Below are 18,116 nucleotides of genomic sequence, written 5' to 3' on the forward strand. Positions count from 1 at the left end.
GCTTATTCGTCGAATAGTTGATCTTCCAGAGCCTCAATTTCTCGGCCCAGCTTATCAAAAAACTGCATCTTTCTGACACAGACCGCAGCAGCCTCAAAAGATGATGGTGTCGATTGTTGATAATATTTATCAAACTGCTCACGCAAAGACGCCTGCTCCTGTTCAACCGTTGCCCTCAGGGCATCCAGCTCAGCTGCAGGATCTGATGTAGCCGAAATCTCTGCCAGCGATTCGCGCAGCTCCATCTGCTGCATCAGAAACATCGGATCAAGCTGCCGCTGGCTTTCAGAGAAGGTATCAAATCCTTCCAGCTTTAACAGATACTGCGCACGGGAAAGAGGATTTTTCAGCGTCGATACAGCCTCATTCAGATAGGCTGTATATTGTACCGAGAGCCTGCGCTCCCGGTCTGACAAGTGTGAAAAGCGATCCGGGTGCAGGGTTTTCTGCAACTCCCGGCTGCGTTCAGACAGCGCCTGCAGGTCCAGTTGATACGTCACCGGCAGAGCTAAGAATTCGAAATAGTTCTGGGTAATATCCATCATCTAACCAGCAGGTGAAAAAAAAAGAAGTGTTATACATTATCAAAGCGCTTTAATAAACAAGCGCTCAGATAACAGTGGCGTAAAGAGGGAAGGCTCAGATATTAAAGCTTTCGCCGCAACCGCATTCGTTTTTGACGTTAGGGTTATTAAATTTAAACCCCTCATTCAACCCCTCTTTAACAAAGTCCAGCTCAGTACCATCAAGATAGAGAAGACTTTTCGGATCAATGACAACATTTACACCGTCAGACTCAAACACCTTATCTTCATCCTGAATATCATCAACAAACTCCAGCACATAGGCCATACCAGAGCAGCCCGATGTCCGCACGCCCAGACGGATGCCAAACCCGTGCCCCCGGGTTTTGAGGTATTTGCTGACATGATCAGACGCTGCCGGTGTCATTGTAATTGCCATGAATCCGATTTCTCCATTGAGCCCTTAGCTCTGTTATTGCTTTTTCGCCTGTTTCTCTTTGTAGTCGGCAACCGCTGCTTTAATGGCATCTTCGGCCAAAACTGAGCAGTGGATTTTTACCGGCGGAAGCGCCAGCTCTTCTGCAATCTTAGTATTTTTCAGTTCCTGAGCCTGATCCAGAGTCATCCCCTTTACCCATTCGGTCACCAGAGAGCTGGAAGCGATAGCAGAACCACAACCATAGGTCTTAAACTTGGCATCTTCAATAATACCGTCATCACTGACCTTGATCTGCAGACGCATAACGTCACCACAAGCCGGTGCACCCACCATACCTGTACCGATATTATCATCCTGATCATTCATTTTGCCGACATTACGAGGATTTTCGTAATGATCGATAACCTGTTCACTATAAGCCATAACGACCTCCTAAAGCAGTATTCACCTGATAAAGATTAATGGTGAACCCATTCAACTTTGGTTAAATCCACACCGTCTTTATACATATCCCACAGAGGAGAAAGTTCACGGAGCTTACCTACCGCTGTGCGAATCTCTTCGACAGCCTGATCAATATCCTCTTCAGTGGTAAAACGACCGATCGAGAAGCGAATAGAGCTATGCGCCATCTCATCGTTCAACCCCAGAGCTCGCAGCACATAAGAGGGCTCAAGACTGGCAGAGGTACAAGCGGACCCGGAAGAGACCGCAAGATCTTTCAGCGACATCAGCAAAGATTCACCCTCAACATAGTTGAAACTGACATTCATATTGCCAATATAGCGCTGATTCTCAGAACCGTTCAGGTAGATCTCCTCCATATCGGACAGCCCCTCCCAGAAACGCTTGCGCAACGCGGTTATCCGCTCTTTCTCCTGGTGCATCTCAGCTTTGGCAATGGCCGCCGCTTCACCCATACCTACGATCTGATGAGTCGCCAGGGTACCCGAACGCATGCCCCGCTCATGGCCACCACCATGCATCTGCGCCTCAAGACGAACCCGCGGTTTACGGCGAACATAGAGCGCGCCCATCCCTTTTGGCCCATACATCTTGTGGGCAGACAGAGAGATCAGATCAACCTTCATCTTCTCGACATCAATATCGACTTTACCGGCACTCTGCGCCGCATCGACATGCAGCAGTAAACCATTGGCACGGGTAATTTCACCGATTGCCGCGATATCGTTGATCACACCGATCTCATTATTGACATGCATCAGTGAAACCAGAATAGTGTCTTCACGCAGCGCATCAGCTACTGCTTGCGGCTGAATAATGCCCTCTTTATCCGGGTCCAGATAGGTCACTTCAAACCCTTCACGCTCCAACTGACGACAGGTATCCAGCACCGCTTTATGCTCAATTTTGGAGGTAATGATGTGTTTACCCTTCTTCTGATAGAAGTGTGCAACACCTTTTATCGCCAGATTATCAGACTCGGTGGCACCCGAGGTCCAGACGATCTCCCGGGGATCGGCATTGAGCAGATCAGCAACCTGGCGACGCGCCGTTTCAACAGCCTCTTCGGCTTTCCAGCCGTACACATGTGAACGGGATGCCGGGTTACCGAAATTACCGTCCATAGTGAGACACTCAATCATTTTGTCCGCAACCCGGGGATCTACCGGCGTAGTTGCAGAATAATCAAAGTAGATTGGTAATTTCATTGTCTATACTTCTCCAAAACCTGAATCGCGGCTCAGGCTGTTACTTTTGCGGAAATAAGTGAATCTTCGAATGACGCCATATGACCGCGCTCCTGCCGTTCAGCAACACTACGAACGTCATTTCTTGCCATCAGATCAGCCAGTGATATCTGACTTAAAAAGTCATGGATCTGACTACTCAGATCACACCACAAATGGTGGGTCAGGCAGATATTACCATCATGGCAACTGCCGGTGTGACCACAGCCTGTGGCATCAACTGATTCATTTACGGCGTCAATCACCTGCGCCACATCTATATCCTGTTGCTCACGGTTAAGCTGGTAACCACCACCAGGACCGCGTACACTACGCACCAGCTCGTTGCGGCGCAGCTTGGCAAACAACTGCTCAAGATAGGACAGGGAGATACCCTGACGCTCGGAAATATCTGCCAGACTTACAGGTCCCTTTCCGGCATGTATTGCCAGATCAAGCATTGCTGTCACCGCATAGCGGCCTTTTGTTGTTAATCGCATTACCAATCTCTCCGTCATTCTTCGTGGTTCAACGAAGCTGATTGCATTATGCAATAACCAACTATTTTGGTCAACTATTAAACCGACTAAAATAGTCAACTATAAACCGATCAACAACAACCCTCTGCACGATGCTTAGCGGCGGCTACGTTTTTGTACTGCCGTCAACATTCCTCTGAGCACATTCACCTCGACCTTATCAGGCACCGCCCGCAATATCAGACGACGCAATCTTGGCATCAGATTACGCGGCTTTTGCGGATCGAGAAACTCAATCTCTGTCAGAGTCTGCTCAAGATGGCCAAACAACAGCTCAAGCTCGCGGTTTTCAGCCAGCTCCACATCCCACTCAGTGCCCCAGCGCGGCTTAACATCATCGGCACCAAACACTTTCGCCATGCGCAGCTCATAACTGATAACCTGCACCGCCGCGGCGAGATTGAGCGAGCTGAACTGCTCATCTACCGGAATATGGACATGCTGATGACAGCGCTGCAGCTCATCATTTGTCAACCCCCGGTCTTCCCGCCCAAAGACAATCGCAACCCGGGTCGCTTCAGGCAGAGGCGCGACAATCGCCGCCAGTTCCCGCGGATTTACCAAAGGCCAGGGAATCGTCCGACTCCGGGCGCTGGTTCCCACCACCAGATGGCAATCAGCCAGGGCATCTTCCAGACTCTCAACCACCCTCGCCTGGGTGAGAATATCACCAGCACCGGATGCCCGCGCTTCTGCATCAGCATGGGGGAACAGTTTCGGCTTCACCAGGCAAAGATCAGACAGTCCCATATTTTTCATCGCCCGGGCAACACCGCCGATATTTCCCGGATGGGTGGTATTCACCAGCACGATTCGGACATTTTCCAGCATCTTTAACCCACCCATTGAAAAAAAGGGCGTATTTTATCAGATATTTTACAACTATTAATCCCGGACTGTTCTTTATATGACAACTGTTTTGTATAATGCGCGTTTTGCTTCCCTTACTGGTATTTACAGATGCAACCGATGGTTAATATCGCCCTGCGCGGGGCTCGCGTCGCAGGTGAACAGATCACCCGTTCAGTCGAACGACTCGATCTGATCAAATCTGAACAATCAAGTGTTATCGAGTTTCTCGAAGACACCTGCAAACAAGCTGAACGCACTATCGTTAACGCGATCCATAAGGCGTATCCCGAGCATCAGATCAACTGTGAATATACCGGTACACACAAACCTGAAGACCGGGTTTGTGATGTCATCTGGACAGTGAATCCGATCGACAGCATTTCCAACTTTTCCAACGCCCTGCCAGTCTTTGCTCTGAGCATCGCCTGCCACCAGCGCGGCAAACTTGAACACGCCATTATCCTCAATCCGATTACCGGTGAAGAGTTCACCGCCAGCCGGGGCAGAGGGGCGCAACTGAACGGTAAACGTCTGCGGGTCAGCAATCGAAAACTCCTGGACAACTCCCTGATCGGCAGCGGTTTCTTTGGCCGCAGCAGTGACAAAGCCCACCTGGACAGCTTCCAGCAGATCTTCAAGAACATCACCCTGGAAAGCGGCAGCATCTATAGCGGCGGCTCACCTGCCCTGAACCTGGCATACACAGCAGCGGGACGACTGGATGGCTTTTTCCAGATCGGACTCAACCAGTGGGAGATGGAAGCGGGTATCCTGATGATCCAGGAAGCAGGCGGCCTGCTATCCGACTTTACCGGCAACAACAATTTCATGAGCTCAGGCAACCTGGTCGCTGGCAATCCGAAAATTCTGAAAGCACTGTTGCAGAATATCCGCCCGGCACTGAATGACGAACTGAAATAAACGGATCACTAAAGCAGCTTTCACATCAGCAGCTAACAGAAAACCGGGCATTGCCTGGTTTTTTTTACTCTCAAAAAAATAACATCAGACACAAAAAAGCCCGGCAAAGCGAAGTGCCGGGCTTATTTTGTCTGTGAATCTCAGAAAAGCAGATCAGACATCAAACGGATGACGCAGGACAATCGTCTCCACCCGGTCCGGGCCGGTTGAGATAATATCAATCGGCGCACCGGTCAGTTCTTCCAGACGCTTGATATAAGCAACCGCAGCGGCAGGCAGCTCGTCCAGCGTTTTCGCGCCAAGAGTGGACTCACTCCAACCCGGCATAGACTCGTATACCGGCTCAACTGCCTCATACGCCTCACTACCGCTCAGCGAGGTCACCACATTGCCCTGAGCATCTTTATAGCCGACGCAGATCTCAATCGTCTCCAGACCATCCAACACATCCAGCTTAGTCAGACAGATACCGGATACAGAGTTAATCTGAATCGCATGCTTCAGTGCAACAGCATCAAACCAGCCGCAACGACGGGCACGCCCTGTGGTTGCACCGAACTCATGACCACGCTCAGCCAGACGCTCACCTACCGCACAACCCAGCTCAGTTGGGAAAGGACCAGACCCTACCCGGGTGGTATAAGCCTTAGTGATACCCAGAACATAATCCAGATACAGCGGACCAAAACCACTACCGGTCGAGGTGCCGCCCGCAGTCGTATTAGATGACGTTACATAAGGATAAGTACCGTGATCGATATCCAGCAGAGAGCCCTGGGCGCCTTCAAACATGATATTTTCACCACGCTCGCGATACTCATGCAGCTTAGCGGTGACATCAGCCACCATCGGCCGCATCACTTCAGCCATCCGCAGCCCCTCTTCCAGCACTGCTTCATAGCTGACCGGTTCGGCTTTATAGTAGTTTTGCAGCATAAAGTTGTGATATTCCATCACCTCTTTCAGTTTCACCGCAAAACGCTCCGGATGCATCAGATCATCGACGCGCAAACCGCGACGTGCAACTTTGTCTTCATAGGCAGGGCCGATACCCCGACCGGTGGTACCAATTTTGGCCTCACCACGCGCAAGCTCACGCGCCTTATCCAGTGCGATGTGATATGGAAGAATCAATGTACATGCAGGACTCAGACGCAGTCGCTCACGTACAGGCACACCGCGGCCTTCCAGCTCATCAATCTCTTTCAACAGCGCTTCCGGTGACAACACCACACCGTTACCGATCAGACAAAGTACATTCTCACGCAGGATACCGGACGGAATCAGGTGCAGTACCGTCTTCTCACCATCAATTACCAGCGTGTGACCTGCGTTATGCCCGCCCTGAAAGCGTGCCACGGCAGATGCCTGATCTGTTAACAGGTCAACGATTTTGCCTTTACCTTCGTCGCCCCACTGTGTTCCTAAAACAACTACGTTTTTGCCCATTGGTTGTCTCTAGCGATTAATCAATCAAAAATTTACAGGCTCTCGAGAACCCAAGTTCCATCCTGCTGCACCAACTGGTGTGTAAACTGCTGCGCATCTTCCACAACCGTTTCATCCAGCATCGGTACAACACGCTCCCCCTGAGCTCTCAGCTTAGCCACAGCATCCAGCGCTGCAGAATCTTCAACAGCCGGAACCCGCACCACTTTACGCGCAGGCTTATCTTCCAGGGCAGATAACTCTACAAGAGTTTTCAGATCAGCACTGAATCCGGTTGCCGGACGGGCACGACCAAAATCGCGCCCCACTTCATCATAACGACCACCCTTGGCAACCGCCTGTCCGAATGCCGGAACATAAGCAGCAAACACCACACCCGTGTGGTAGTTATAGCCCCGCAACTCACTCAGATCGAAATACAGATCCAGTTGGGGGTAACGCCGGGTGATCTGATCTGCAACGGCATCCAGATAATCCAGCGCATCCTTAATCATTTCAACGTCGGCAAAGCAGGTGCGTGCCTTGTTGAGCACTTCACGTCCGCCATGCAGTGTTGGCAATATAGTCAGATGAGTTTTAACACTCTCAGGAAGCCCGGAACCCGCCAGAAAGCGCGTTATCTCAGGCAGATCCTTACGTTGCAACAACTCAAAATACTCAGCTTCCTGATCTGCAGTCAGTGCCGCCTCGCCCATCAAGCCACGGTAGATACCTACATGACCCAGATCGAGACTCAGATCCTGATTAACCTGCATCGCATTCAGAGTTTCCACCATCAGCGAGATGATTTCCACATCGCTGGCGACACCGCTGTGACCAAACAGCTCAGCCCCCACCTGCAAAGGGTTTCGCGACGCTAAAGGATTAGCCGGCAGAGTGTGTAATATAGTGCTGCAGTAACAGAAACGGACCGGCCCCTGATTGCTAAGATGGTTGGCATCGATGCGGGCTACCTGCTGAGTAATATCTGCGCGAATACCCAGCATCCGTCCGGTCAGCTGATCTGTCACCTTAAAGGTATCCAGCTCCAGATCGCGTCCCACTCCGACAAGCAGAGAATCCAGATGCTCAATCAGCGGGGTCATCACCAACTCATAACCCCAGGTATCATAAAGATCCAGCAAACGCCGCCGCGCTGTCTCGACCTTTTGTGCCCGAGGCGGCAGCACCTCTTTGACGCCGTCTGGTAACAACCAGCGTTCTGCCAACGACATGTAACTCTCCGAAATACAGTGGATCAGTTAAATATATAAAGCAGGATGACGCCAGCCATCATACTTACAAAACCTGTTATACGTAGCGCCCGGTCACTCACCAAAGCCAGCTGATGAACCAGATTACGCCAGCGCTGTGGATAGAGAAAAGGCAGAATCCCTTCCATCACCAGCATCAGACAGAAGCCGATCAGTAACTGGTGCCAGAGTTCAGAATGCATTACCCACCTCAACACAGCGGCACGGCCGCCACATAAAAAAACCGGGTCAAAACCCGGTTGCGGAATTCTACCACGGAACAGGGCAGTTAGTGCAGCCTATTCCGTGGATTTTTTATACTACAATCGGCGCATTGCGATCACTTGCCCTTTCCGCTGGAATTTCCCAGATAGCGGAAGAAATCACTGTCAGGCTTGAGCACCATAATATCGCCCTGTTGATTAAACGCCTCTTTGTACGCATTCAGACTGCGGTAAAAGGCATAAAACTCGGGGTCCTTATTGTAGGCTTCAGCATAGATCTTGGCCGCCATGGCATCACCCTCACCACGAACCTGCTGCGCATCACGATAAGCATTCGCTTCGATAACCGCTTTCTGACGATCGGCATCCGCCTGAATACCCTCAGCCAGCTCTTTACCACGGGAACGCAACTCACGGGCTTCCCGTTCACGCTCAGTACGCATCCGCTCGTAAACAGAGGCAGACACCTCCTGCGGCAGATCAATCTTCTTGACGCGAATATCGATCATCTCAATACCCAGCTCTTCCTTGGTCTGAACGCTCAGGGAGTCGACCAGTTCAAGCATCAACTCATCGCGCTCACCGGAAACCACCTCGGTCAGGGTACGCTCACCAAACTGATTCCGCAGACCTGCATCAACGTTCGGGAACAACAGCTCTGCCGCTTTATACTCGTCACCCGAGGTGGCGGTATAGTATTTCTGCGGATCGATGACACGCCACTTAATAAATGAGTCAACAATCAGTCGCTTCTTCTCAACCGTCAGGTACGACTGCGGCTGCGCATCCAGCGTCTGCACCCGACCATCAAACTTACGCACCTTATTGATAATTGGCCAGCGGATATGCAAGCCAGGCTTAATATCCGGATTAACGATCTCACCAAACTTCAGCAGTACCGCCCGATCAGTCTCTTTAATGATATACAGGGAGTTATAGCCAACCACGATAATTAACAGCGCGATTACCAATCCCGTCATAGATTTACCTGACATTAGCGTACCTCCCGTGATGTCGATTGCTGACGCTGACGAAGCTGTTCCATAACCTGATTAGTCACATCCCGCAGTTCAGAACTGCTTAAACGACTGTTACTACTGCCGGTTGCCGTACGGGGCCGGCTCTCTGTCAGCTTATCCAGAGGCAGGTACATCATATTGTTCCCTCCCTCTACATCGACCAGCACTTTAGCATTGCTGGCATACACGGATTCCATGGCATCCAGATAGAGACGCTCACGAGTCACCTCAGGGGCTTTCTGATATTCAGTCAGCAGCGAAGTAAAGCGCTTTGCATCACCCTCAGCCTGCGCCACAACCCGCTCACGATAACCGTTCGCTTCCTCTTTCATCCGCTGTGCATTACCACGCGCCTCAGGGACAATACCGTTACGGTAAGATTCAGACTGGTTAATAGAGCGCTGCTCATCCTCACGGGCCTTAATCACATCATCAAAAGCATCCTGAACCTGGGACGGCGCTTTCGCTTCCTTGATATTGATCTGCGTAATCCGCAGACCGGTCTGATAACCATCCATATAGTTCTGCAGCCGCTCCTTCACATCATTACCCAGCACCTCACGACCAGCGGTCAGAATTGAGTTCATTTCAGAGGAGCCAACGGTATGACGCAGCGCAGATTCAGATGCATGTTCCAGGCTGGACTTAGGGTCACGAACCTTAAGCACATACTTGACCGGATCAGAGATGACGTACTGAACAGTCATACTGACATCGACGATATTTTCATCTTCAGTCAGCATCAGTGAACGGTGCTCATAGGCACTGACGCGGGTCACGTTTTCAGTGGTAACATCATCAATCAGTGGCGGATTCCATTGCAGGCCCGGCATCACGGTTTCGTGATATTTACCCAGCCGCAACACAACACCACGCTCCTGCTGGTCCACGGTGTAGAAACCCATCGCCGCCCAGCCAACCAGCAACACAACAGCAACCACCACCAGCATACCGGCGGAAGAGCCCGCCGAAGGGCCGGAACCGGAACCACCGCTGCCTTTATTGCCACCACCTTTACCGAATATACCGTTCAGCTTTTCCTGCAGTTTCTGCAGAGCCTCATCCAGATCAGGCGGTCCCTGATCCTTTTTACCACCACCGCGACGGTCACCGCCGTTATTCCAGGGGTCCTGATTATTCCCGTTACCACCAGGCTCATTCCAAGCCATACTGTACTCCGTCTAGAACTGTTTAAACCATTAAAAAATTGTAAGCAGCATAACTTAACTATGCAACCACTCGGGTTTGTTGACATTAACGCCAAGATAGCGCTCTGGTGCTATGTTCATACGACTTAATAGCTGCAGCAGATCTTTTTTCTGAATACGAACCTCCAGATCGATAACTCCCTGATCATCCACCACTTCATTCAGAACAGCCCCCTGAGCATAAAGCTGGGCACGCAAACCACCCTCCTCCGGTCGTAAGCTCAGCTGTTCATGGAAGATATCGCCAGCCAGCAGCTCAGTGATCGCCTGAAATAGCAGATCGATCCCCTCACCTGAGACTGCAGATAACCAGACCCGTACAGGCCTTCCCTCATCATTACGGTCGATACGTGCTTCAGCTCGCTCAAGCATATCGATCTTGTTATAAACTTCGAGAGTCAGCACCTCATCGGCACCGATCTCTTTCAGGACAGAGTGCACCTCGTCCATATGTGACTGCCGATCTTCATCGTAGGCATCGATAACATGCAGCAGCAGGTCTGCCTCAGTCGTTTCCTGCAGAGTAGCACGGAACGCTTCAACCAGCTTATGGGGCAGATGACGGATAAAGCCCACAGTATCAGCCAGGATTGCGGCCCCCACATCCGCCAGATCGATCCGGCGCAGGGTAGGATCCAGCGTCGCAAACAACTGATCTGCAGCATAAACCTCAGCATCAGTAATACGATTAAACAGCGTTGATTTACCCGCATTGGTATAACCAACCAATGAGATTGTTGGCACCTCGGAGCGGCTGCGGGCACGACGCCCCTGCTCGCGCTGTTTGCGCACCTTTTCCAGCCGTTTAAGAATGCTTTTTATACGCGCCCGCAACAGCCGGCGGTCGGTTTCCAGCTGGGTTTCACCCGGACCACGCAGACCGATCCCCCCTTTCTGTCGTTCCAGGTGGGTCCAGCCGCGCACCAATCGGGTCGACATATGCTCAAGCTGAGCTAGCTCAACCTGAAGCTTACCTTCATGGGTGCGTGCCCGCTGGGCAAAAATATCCAGAATCAGGCCGGTACGGTCAAGTACACGACATTCGATCTCACGCTCGATGTTACGCTCCTGCCCGGGACTCAGACTGTGATTAAAAATCACCAGTTCAGCCTGATGCAGGTGCACAAGATCCTTCAGCTCCTCTACCTTACCAGAGCCGATGAACGTTTTCGGATTTGGGAGACTGCGAGATCCGGTGAGAAAGGCTACCGGATCTGCACCAGCAGACAGGGCAAGCTCTTCGAGCTCTTTAGGACTTTCTCGGTCCACCTCATCTGCCATATCGATATGAACTAGTATGGCGCATTCGCCAGACTCAGGGCGCTCAAAGAACAATGAATACCTCAGTCGGTCGATTCGTCACCCTGCGGTAGTTTTACCGGACGGGCTGGAACCACAGTAGAAATAGCGTGCTTGTATACCATCTGGCTGACAGTATTCTTTAGCAGGATAACGAACTGGTCAAAGGACTCAATCTGTCCCTGAAGTTTGATACCATTTACAAGAAAAATCGAAACAGGTACCCGTTCTTTACGCAGTACGTTCAGATAAGGGTCTTGTAGAGATTGCCCTTTTGACATTGGAAGCTCCTTCCTAAGACTAAGTAATGCAGCGCTGGTCAGCTATATTTTATAGCCCGCGATACAAAATGCTGCCTCTAAAAAGCCGGACAGCCCAAAAGTTATTTTCAGTACTGCATTATATAATGATCCCATCCAACAATTTCAAGGCATTATTAGTTAAATTAGGGTCTGCCGATTCAAAATGATGCAGATTATCCCAACTACGCAGCCAGGTGACCTGTCGTTTTGCTAATTGTCGCGTCGCGATGACACCTTTTTCGATCATTGTCGGGTAATCCCAAACGCCCTCGAAATACTCCCACATCTGCCGATAACCAACGCAGCGCACCGAAGGCATCTGCAGATTGAGATCGCCACGTTCCCAGAGCGCCCTGACCTCAGCCTCAAATCCCTGTTCCAGCATAATATGAAAGCGCTGTTCAATCCGCTCATGAAGAGTTTTACGTTCACCCGGCATAACGCAGAGCTGGGTGACACGATAGGGCAACCGTTGTGACTCCTGCTCCTGCCACAACTCAGTCATCGAACGTCCGGTCAGCTCATACACCTCCAGCGCCCGCTGCATCCGTTGCGGATCATTCGGATGGATACGCTGCGCGGCCACCGGATCCACCTGCTGCAAACGCTGATGCAGCGCCTCCCAGCCTGATTGTTCAGCCTCCTTAACCAGACGCTCACGGATCGACTGATCCGCCTGCGGCAGGGTAGCCAGACCTTTGAGCAGTGCCTGATAATAGAGCATGGTGCCACCTACCAGCAGCGGAATCCGCCCTGCTGCCGTGATTTCAGCCATCTCTCGCAGAGCATCGGTTCTGAAATCAGCCGCTGAGTAACTCTCAGCCGGATCAAGGATATTCACCAGTCGGTGGGGGTAACGGGACAGAAACTCTGCATCCGGCGTCGCGGTGCCGATATTCATCTCCCGGTAGATCATCGCCGAATCAACACTGATAATGTCGCAGGGCAAGCGATCACAGAGCGCCATCGCCAGATCTGTTTTGCCGGACGCGGTCGGCCCCATCAGAAAGATGGCTGGCGGCAACTGATCAGCCAATTTACTGTCCCCGCATAAACAGACTGTCGAGATCATTCATCGACATCTGTGTCCAGGTGGGTCGGCCATGGTTACACTGCCCGCTGCGTTCGGTACTCTCCATATCCCGCAACAATGCGTTCATCTCAGGAATAGTCAGTTGCCGGTTGGCCCGCACAGAACCGTGACAAGCCATGGTCGCCAGCAACTCATTGGTGTGTTGCTGAATCTTCTGACTGGTACCAAACTGCGCCATATCCCCCAGCACATCGAGAATCAGTTTACTGATATCGGCGCTGGCCAGTGCCACCGGCACCTGGCGCACAACCAGAGTTTCCTCTCCCATCCGGGCGATCTCAAAACCGAGCTTCGAGAACACCTGTGCCTGCTCCTCAGCACAATCGGCTTCCATAGAACTGACCGCCATACTCACGGGCACCAGCAACGGCTGACTGCGAACCCCCTCCATCTCATACGCCTGCTTCATCCGTTCATATACCACCCGCTCGTGGGCGGCATGCATGTCCACCACCACCAGACCGGCATCATTCTGTGCCAGAACAAACACGCCGTGCAGCTGAGCAATAGCGTATCCCAGCGGCGGACACTCGGTATCATCCGCCTGCGGCATAGAGGCCGACTGCATGCCAGTGGCAGAATCTCCCTGAGGATGCAGCGCACCATAGGCGGAGATCTGATCGCGAATCTGGCCAGCAGCCGGGCGATCTGACTGATACGTACCACGAAAGGCGGATCCGGCACCGGCAGTGCTGCCAGAACCACCCTGCAACTGATGCAGGGGCATGCGGCCCTGCTCAAAACTCTGCTGCGCCAAGGGCTGTCCCGGGGCAGCATTCAACAGGTGACTGGCGGAAGCACCGGAGATCGCCGGTTCACTGCCCTGCTCCGGACGGATATCGGCTATCACCCGATGAGTGGTGCGGAAGATAAAATCATGCACCAGACGGGTCTCACGGAAGCGCACCTCATGCTTGGTAGGATGCACATTGACATCCACCAGCTTCGGATCCAGCTCCATATAAAGAACATAAGCCGGATGCCGCCCATGGTAGAGGACATCCTGATAGGCCTGGCGCAATGCATGGGCAACCACTTTATCGCGGATAATCCGGCCATTGACAAAAAAGTACTGCAGGTCCGCCTGACTGCGGGAGAAGGTAGGCAGCGCCACCCAGCCCCATAAACGCAGCCCGGAGGCTTCGGCACTGACATCCACTTTCATTGCATTTTCAATAAATGCCGGCGACAGCAGGGTCGAAATTCGCCGTTCCTGTTCGGTTTCGCTGATGGCGGGACGCAACTGATGGATCACTTTCTGGTTATGTCGCAGTGTAAATCCAACATCAAAGCGGCTCAGTGCCAGCCGTTTCACCACCTCTTCCAGGTGTTTAAACTCAGTTTTTTCCGTTTTCAGAAATTTGCGCCGCGCCGGGGTATTAAAAAACAGATCCCGCACTTCGACTGTAGAGCCCTGAGGGTGCGCTGCGGGCGACACCTCAGCGACCATATCCCGCCCCTCCGTCTGCACCTGCCAGCCCGCCTCCTGATCCGCGGTTCGTGAGGTGAGCGTCAGACGGGACACCGAACTGATCGATGCCAGCGCTTCGCCGCGAAAGCCGAGACTTTCGACCGCTTCAAGATCGTCTAGATTGAGTATTTTACTGGTGGCGTGGCGACTCAACGCCAGCGGCAGATCATCTTTCTCTATCCCCTGTCCATCGTCCCGCAGGCGGATCAGCTTGACTCCGCCCTGCTCGATATCCAGCTCAATCCGGCCCGCTCCCGCATCAAGACTGTTCTCAAGGATCTCTTTCACAACCGAGGCGGGACGTTCAACAACTTCACCGGCGGCGATCTGGTTCGCCAGCCGGGGGGTCAGCAGGTGTATTCGGGACATATCACAGATTACAAATAGTTATTTAACTGGCAGGGATCTTCAGCACCTGACCAACCAGTATCTGGTCAGCATTGCTAAGCCCGTTCGCCTTGCGTAGTGCGGACAACGATACACCGTTCCTGCTGGCAATAACAGAGAGAGTGTCCCCCCGCACCACCTTGTAGCTGGAGGGTGTTGCCCTGGTGGTGCCCCGCCCCTCTTTTTGCCAGGCAAGCCAGGTCAGCGCAGGGGGCTTAGCCGAGAAATGGGCTTTGATGCCGGCAAAAATGGCCTCGGCCATCTTTCGCTGATACGCCTTAGACTTCAGCTTGGCCGCCTCATCATGGTTGGTGATAAAACCGGTTTCGACCAGAATAGAGGGGATATCAGGAGACTTCAAAACCACAAATCCCGCCTGTTCAACCCGCTTTTTATGCATTTTGGCAAACTTACTCATATTTTTATGGATACTGCGGGCGATATCCCGACTATCACTGCGACTGGCGGTCATCGACATATCCAGTAACACCTTGGCCAGCACATCATCTTTATCCTCCAGACTCACGCCGCCCACGCCACCAATCAGATCGGCACTGTTCTCTTTCTGCGCCAGCCAGCGTCCCATCTCACTACTGGCCCCCCGGGGGGAGAGCACCCAGACCGAAGCCCCCCGGGCACGGTGATCGCGAAAGCCATCCGCATGGATCGAGACAAACATATCTGCGTTCATCTTACGCGCCCGTTCGGTACGGCTGCGCAGACTGATATAGTAATCCCCATCACGGGTCAGTTTAGGCTGAAACCCCCGCTCCTTTTGCAGAAGCGCATTGAGCTCCCGGGCGATCCCCAGCACCACGGTTTTCTCCTTGACCCGTCCGGGACCAATAGCCCCGGGGTCTTCACCGCCGTGCCCGGCATCAATGGCAATCACGATATCCCGCAACGCTGCCGGATCGTCTGCAGACGCCACTGCAGTTTTCTGCGGGGCTTCAGGCGCCACATCACGATAAAGGTCGAGCACCAGCCGGTGCCCGTACTGATCATTCGGTTTGAGGGCAAAGCTCTTCGGCTTCACATGCTCTTTAAGATCAAGCACGATGCGCAGATCTTTACCACCATTACGGGAACCGGAACGGATCAGTGATACGGGACTGCCAGACAGGTCAACGGTTTCCAGATTGGATTGCAGCGACGCATCGGAGACATCCAATACGATGCGGTCAGGCTTCTTCAGAGTAAACAGCTTATGCTGTACTTCCGAGGACAGATCGAACACCAACCGGGCATGATCCGGAGCGATCCACACCCGCACATTATGAACTTCAGCCGCATAGCCACCAGCCGCCCTCAACCAGCAGCTCAAAAGCAATACTATCAGTCCCGCCCGTCGTATCATTCGGTTTCTCATCGTACTGTTACAACCCAAGCCCCTAAATCAAGCGCTCACATACGCTCTGAATATATCCATTACAACATACCTGCTGACAGGCTGCCTGCCAAACGTATCAACTGACTATCAGCTTATCGGCCAGTTGCCGGCCTTTTTCAGTCTGCGGGTGCCAGTTTATCCGACGGCCCCGTTGTTCCACCGTAATATTCAGTATCAGATCCGCCAGCGGCAACGCCCCCTCTCCCCGTTCAGGCCACTCAATCAGACAGATACTCTGATCGGTAAAATAGTCCCTGATACCCAGGTATTCGAGCTCCTCAGGGTCTCCCAGCCGATACAGATCAAAATGAAACACCGTTATATCGCCCAGTTCATAGGGTTCAACCAGTGTATAGGTCGGACTCTTAACCGAGCCTTGATGACCAAAGCCCTGCAAAACACCACGACTCAGGGTGGTTTTACCCATACCCAGGTCTCCCTCAAGAAAGATTACCTCTCCGCCGGTGGTTGCACGGGCAATCTGCTGCCCAAACATAACCATTGCCGCTTCATCGGCAATAAACACACTGTAATCAGATTTCTGCGGCACTCTGCCCTTCCTTACAAACCATTAACCAACAGGCGTAATTGTGCCAACAGATCGGTCGCTTGCATACCTCGGGAGCCATAAAGTGCAGCACTACGGTCTGCTGCAGCACCATGCAACCAGGCCCCCAGGCGGGTCGCATCGGCAGCAGACAACCCCTGAGCGATCAGCGCGCCGATCACGCCGCTCAATACATCCCCCATGCCTCCGCTGGCCATCCCCGGGTTTCCGGTAGGATTCAGATGCAGCGCGTCGCCATCAAAACTCAGACTTCCCGGTCCCTTCAACAGCGCAACCCCGCCAAATGCGGCCTGCAACTCAACCACCGCGGCAAACCGGTCAGCCTGCAATCCGGCAACGCTACAGCCCAACAGCCGGGCGGCTTCCCCCGGATGTGGCGTGATTACCCAGCGCTCACCATTGCGCTGGCCAAACTCCCGGCGAAGCGTCAGCAGGTTCAACGCATCCGCGTCCAGCACCAGCGGTTTGTCAGCGCTCAGCGCCTGCATCAGCAACTGCTCCCCCCAGGCGTTTTTCCCCAGACCCGGTCCCACCACCAGCACATCAGCCCGTTCAATAAAGGGTTCCAGCTCGCTACCTGAACGAACCCCCACCGCCATCGCTTCAGGGTAGCGGGACAACAGTGCCGAAAGATGTTCAGCCCGGGTCGCAACCGTCACCAGCCCGGCACCACAGCGCCCGGCTGCCTGGGCCGCCATAATTGCCGCGCCGCCCATACCGGTATCGCCGCCAATCACCAACACATGACCACAATCACCCTTGTGAGTGGTTTTATTCCGGGGCGGTAACAGGTGGCTGAGATCATCTGCACCGGTGATAAATCCAGCGACATCCACCGACTCATAAACATCATCACTGACACGCAATCCGTCAAACAGTAGCTCTCCGGTAAACGCCGGCCCCTCATGGGTCAGCAATCCGCGCTTAACACCGATAAAGGTCACCGTCATATCGGCCCGCACAGCAACGCCGAGAACTGCGCCGGTATCACTGCATAAACCCGATGGGATATCCAGCGCCACAACCGGCAGGCCCGCCCGGTTAATCTGTTTAATCGCAGTGCGGAATGGGTCGCGTACCTCACCGCTAATCCCGGTCCCCAACAGCCCATCAATGATAAGTTCGCCGGTGAAAGTCTGCCCGTGGTACAGCTGCCACGCCACAGATTCCGCCTGCAACCACTCCCAGGCCTGCAATGCTTCACCGGACAACCGCGCGGCAAAATCATCGCCACCGACACAGAGCAATTGCACCTGCATACCCAAACGCTGCGCCAGCACCGCCACCACAAAGCCATCCCCACCATTATTGCCACCGCCACACAACAGCGTCAGCTTCCGAACGTCGGGCCAGCGCTGCCGTAAACGGTCAAAGGCGGCATGCCCAGCCCGTTGCATCAGTTTAAAACCCGGCACACCCGACGCTATCGCTGTCTGATCAAGAGCGCGGGTCTGTTTCGCTGTGTATAATGATGCTGGCAGGTCAGAATGTGACATAACATATTCTCT

The 18,116-nt window shown here is 53.0% G+C and carries 19 protein-coding genes; 1 reads left to right on the plus strand and 18 read right to left on the minus strand.

Annotated features, from left to right (window positions below; genetic code table 11):
* Positions 1-2 precede the first annotated feature (2 nt).
* The 6 genes from hscB to OCU43_RS18760 all read right to left on the minus strand — a co-directional run bounded on the left by hscB (position 3) and on the right by OCU43_RS18760 (position 4,024).
* Entirely contained in the window at positions 3-545 is a 543-nt protein-coding gene (hscB, locus tag OCU43_RS18735) for a Fe-S protein assembly co-chaperone HscB (protein WP_261832949.1), read from the minus strand.
* Positions 546-639: 94 nt separating this feature from the next.
* Positions 640-963 (minus strand): iron-sulfur cluster assembly protein IscA, encoded by a 324-nt coding sequence (iscA, locus tag OCU43_RS18740; RefSeq protein ID WP_091361260.1) that lies wholly within the window; start codon positions 961-963, stop codon positions 640-642.
* Between the two features lie 33 nt (positions 964-996).
* Positions 997-1,386 (minus strand): Fe-S cluster assembly scaffold IscU, encoded by a 390-nt coding sequence (gene iscU / locus OCU43_RS18745; protein ID WP_091361257.1) that lies wholly within the window; start codon positions 1,384-1,386, stop codon positions 997-999.
* Positions 1,387-1,421: 35 nt separating this feature from the next.
* The gene (locus OCU43_RS18750) at positions 1,422-2,636 is read right to left on the minus strand and encodes an IscS subfamily cysteine desulfurase (RefSeq protein ID WP_091361255.1); all 1,215 of its coding nucleotides are present in this window, start codon (positions 2,634-2,636) and stop codon (positions 1,422-1,424) included.
* A gap of 32 nt (positions 2,637-2,668) precedes the next feature.
* Complete coding sequence (iscR, locus tag OCU43_RS18755; protein WP_091361252.1) at positions 2,669-3,154, minus strand: Fe-S cluster assembly transcriptional regulator IscR; 486 nt, start codon at positions 3,152-3,154, stop codon at positions 2,669-2,671.
* Positions 3,155-3,289: 135 nt separating this feature from the next.
* Entirely contained in the window at positions 3,290-4,024 is a 735-nt protein-coding gene (locus tag OCU43_RS18760; RefSeq protein WP_091361250.1) for an RNA methyltransferase, read from the minus strand.
* A 129-nt stretch (positions 4,025-4,153) separates the two neighbouring features.
* Here OCU43_RS18760 and OCU43_RS18765 point away from each other — a divergent pair, with 129 nt between their 5' ends.
* Entirely contained in the window at positions 4,154-4,966 is an 813-nt protein-coding gene (locus OCU43_RS18765) for an inositol monophosphatase family protein (RefSeq protein WP_232846465.1), read from the plus strand.
* A 153-nt stretch (positions 4,967-5,119) separates the two neighbouring features.
* Here the strand turns inward: OCU43_RS18765 and OCU43_RS18770 are convergent, their stop codons facing one another.
* From OCU43_RS18770 to OCU43_RS18825, 12 genes are all read right to left on the minus strand, one after another.
* A complete protein-coding gene (locus tag OCU43_RS18770) occupies positions 5,120-6,415 on the minus strand; it encodes an adenylosuccinate synthase (RefSeq protein WP_091361248.1) in 1,296 nt (431 codons plus the stop codon).
* 32 nt (positions 6,416-6,447) lie between these two features.
* A complete protein-coding gene (locus OCU43_RS18775; protein WP_091361246.1) occupies positions 6,448-7,629 on the minus strand; it encodes an ATP phosphoribosyltransferase regulatory subunit in 1,182 nt (393 codons plus the stop codon).
* A gap of 23 nt (positions 7,630-7,652) precedes the next feature.
* Complete coding sequence (locus OCU43_RS18780) at positions 7,653-7,850, minus strand: DUF2065 domain-containing protein (RefSeq protein WP_091361243.1); 198 nt, start codon at positions 7,848-7,850, stop codon at positions 7,653-7,655.
* Positions 7,851-7,987: 137 nt separating this feature from the next.
* The gene (hflC, locus tag OCU43_RS18785) at positions 7,988-8,866 is read right to left on the minus strand and encodes a protease modulator HflC (RefSeq protein ID WP_091361241.1); all 879 of its coding nucleotides are present in this window, start codon (positions 8,864-8,866) and stop codon (positions 7,988-7,990) included.
* Positions 8,866-10,059 (minus strand): FtsH protease activity modulator HflK, encoded by a 1,194-nt coding sequence (gene hflK, locus OCU43_RS18790; protein WP_091361239.1) that lies wholly within the window; start codon positions 10,057-10,059, stop codon positions 8,866-8,868. The genes hflC and hflK overlap by 1 nt, the downstream gene beginning before the upstream one ends.
* A 54-nt stretch (positions 10,060-10,113) precedes the next feature.
* Positions 10,114-11,433: a ribosome rescue GTPase HflX gene (hflX, locus tag OCU43_RS18795; protein ID WP_091361237.1), complete on the minus strand. Its 1,320-nt coding sequence runs from the start codon at positions 11,431-11,433 to the stop codon at positions 10,114-10,116.
* A gap of 8 nt (positions 11,434-11,441) precedes the next feature.
* On the minus strand, positions 11,442-11,678 hold the full coding sequence (hfq, locus tag OCU43_RS18800) for an RNA chaperone Hfq (protein ID WP_091361235.1): 237 nt from the start codon (positions 11,676-11,678) through the stop codon (positions 11,442-11,444).
* A gap of 118 nt (positions 11,679-11,796) precedes the next feature.
* Positions 11,797-12,771, minus strand: a complete 975-nt coding sequence (gene miaA / locus OCU43_RS18805) for a tRNA (adenosine(37)-N6)-dimethylallyltransferase MiaA (RefSeq protein WP_091361233.1) — start codon at positions 12,769-12,771, stop codon at positions 11,797-11,799.
* A complete protein-coding gene (mutL, locus tag OCU43_RS18810) occupies positions 12,737-14,632 on the minus strand; it encodes a DNA mismatch repair endonuclease MutL (protein WP_091361231.1) in 1,896 nt (631 codons plus the stop codon). Before mutL ends, miaA begins: the two co-directional genes overlap by 35 nt.
* A gap of 22 nt (positions 14,633-14,654) precedes the next feature.
* Positions 14,655-16,007, minus strand: a complete 1,353-nt coding sequence (locus OCU43_RS18815) for an N-acetylmuramoyl-L-alanine amidase family protein (RefSeq protein ID WP_245756629.1) — start codon at positions 16,005-16,007, stop codon at positions 14,655-14,657.
* Between the two features lie 109 nt (positions 16,008-16,116).
* Positions 16,117-16,590 (minus strand): tRNA (adenosine(37)-N6)-threonylcarbamoyltransferase complex ATPase subunit type 1 TsaE, encoded by a 474-nt coding sequence (gene tsaE / locus OCU43_RS18820; RefSeq protein WP_091361228.1) that lies wholly within the window; start codon positions 16,588-16,590, stop codon positions 16,117-16,119.
* Between the two features lie 11 nt (positions 16,591-16,601).
* Entirely contained in the window at positions 16,602-18,104 is a 1,503-nt protein-coding gene (locus OCU43_RS18825) for an NAD(P)H-hydrate dehydratase (protein ID WP_091361226.1), read from the minus strand.
* Positions 18,105-18,116 lie beyond the last annotated feature (12 nt).

Origin of the sequence: Amphritea atlantica, from assembly GCF_024347255.1 — a bacterium.
Classification (GTDB): Bacteria; Pseudomonadota; Gammaproteobacteria; order Pseudomonadales; family Balneatricaceae; genus Amphritea; species Amphritea atlantica.

Bases quoted from the DNA above. Each gene is read 5' to 3' on its own strand.
- hscB (WP_261832949.1), bottom strand. From the start codon at position 545: ATGATGGATATTACCCAGAACTATTTCGAATTCTTAGCTCTGCCGGTG.
- OCU43_RS18780 (WP_091361243.1), bottom strand. From the start codon at position 7,850: ATGCATTCTGAACTCTGGCACCAGTTACTGATCGGCTTCTGTCTGATG.
- mutL (WP_091361231.1), bottom strand. From the start codon at position 14,632: ATGTCCCGAATACACCTGCTGACCCCCCGGCTGGCGAACCAGATCGCC.
- miaA (WP_091361233.1), bottom strand. From the start codon at position 12,771: ATGATCTCGACAGTCTGTTTATGCGGGGACAGTAAATTGGCTGATCAG.
- OCU43_RS18765 (WP_232846465.1), top strand. From the start codon at position 4,154: ATGCAACCGATGGTTAATATCGCCCTGCGCGGGGCTCGCGTCGCAGGT.
- OCU43_RS18750 (WP_091361255.1), bottom strand. From the start codon at position 2,636: ATGAAATTACCAATCTACTTTGATTATTCTGCAACTACGCCGGTAGAT.
- iscA (WP_091361260.1), bottom strand. From the start codon at position 963: ATGGCAATTACAATGACACCGGCAGCGTCTGATCATGTCAGCAAATAC.
- OCU43_RS18775 (WP_091361246.1), bottom strand. From the start codon at position 7,629: ATGTCGTTGGCAGAACGCTGGTTGTTACCAGACGGCGTCAAAGAGGTG.
- OCU43_RS18760 (WP_091361250.1), bottom strand. From the start codon at position 4,024: ATGCTGGAAAATGTCCGAATCGTGCTGGTGAATACCACCCATCCGGGA.
- iscU (WP_091361257.1), bottom strand. From the start codon at position 1,386: ATGGCTTATAGTGAACAGGTTATCGATCATTACGAAAATCCTCGTAAT.
- OCU43_RS18815 (WP_245756629.1), bottom strand. From the start codon at position 16,007: ATGATACGACGGGCGGGACTGATAGTATTGCTTTTGAGCTGCTGGTTG.
- OCU43_RS18770 (WP_091361248.1), bottom strand. From the start codon at position 6,415: ATGGGCAAAAACGTAGTTGTTTTAGGAACACAGTGGGGCGACGAAGGT.
- hflK (WP_091361239.1), bottom strand. From the start codon at position 10,059: ATGGCTTGGAATGAGCCTGGTGGTAACGGGAATAATCAGGACCCCTGG.
- hfq (WP_091361235.1), bottom strand. From the start codon at position 11,678: ATGTCAAAAGGGCAATCTCTACAAGACCCTTATCTGAACGTACTGCGT.
- OCU43_RS18825 (WP_091361226.1), bottom strand. From the start codon at position 18,104: ATGTCACATTCTGACCTGCCAGCATCATTATACACAGCGAAACAGACC.
- iscR (WP_091361252.1), bottom strand. From the start codon at position 3,154: ATGCGATTAACAACAAAAGGCCGCTATGCGGTGACAGCAATGCTTGAT.
- hflC (WP_091361241.1), bottom strand. From the start codon at position 8,866: ATGTCAGGTAAATCTATGACGGGATTGGTAATCGCGCTGTTAATTATC.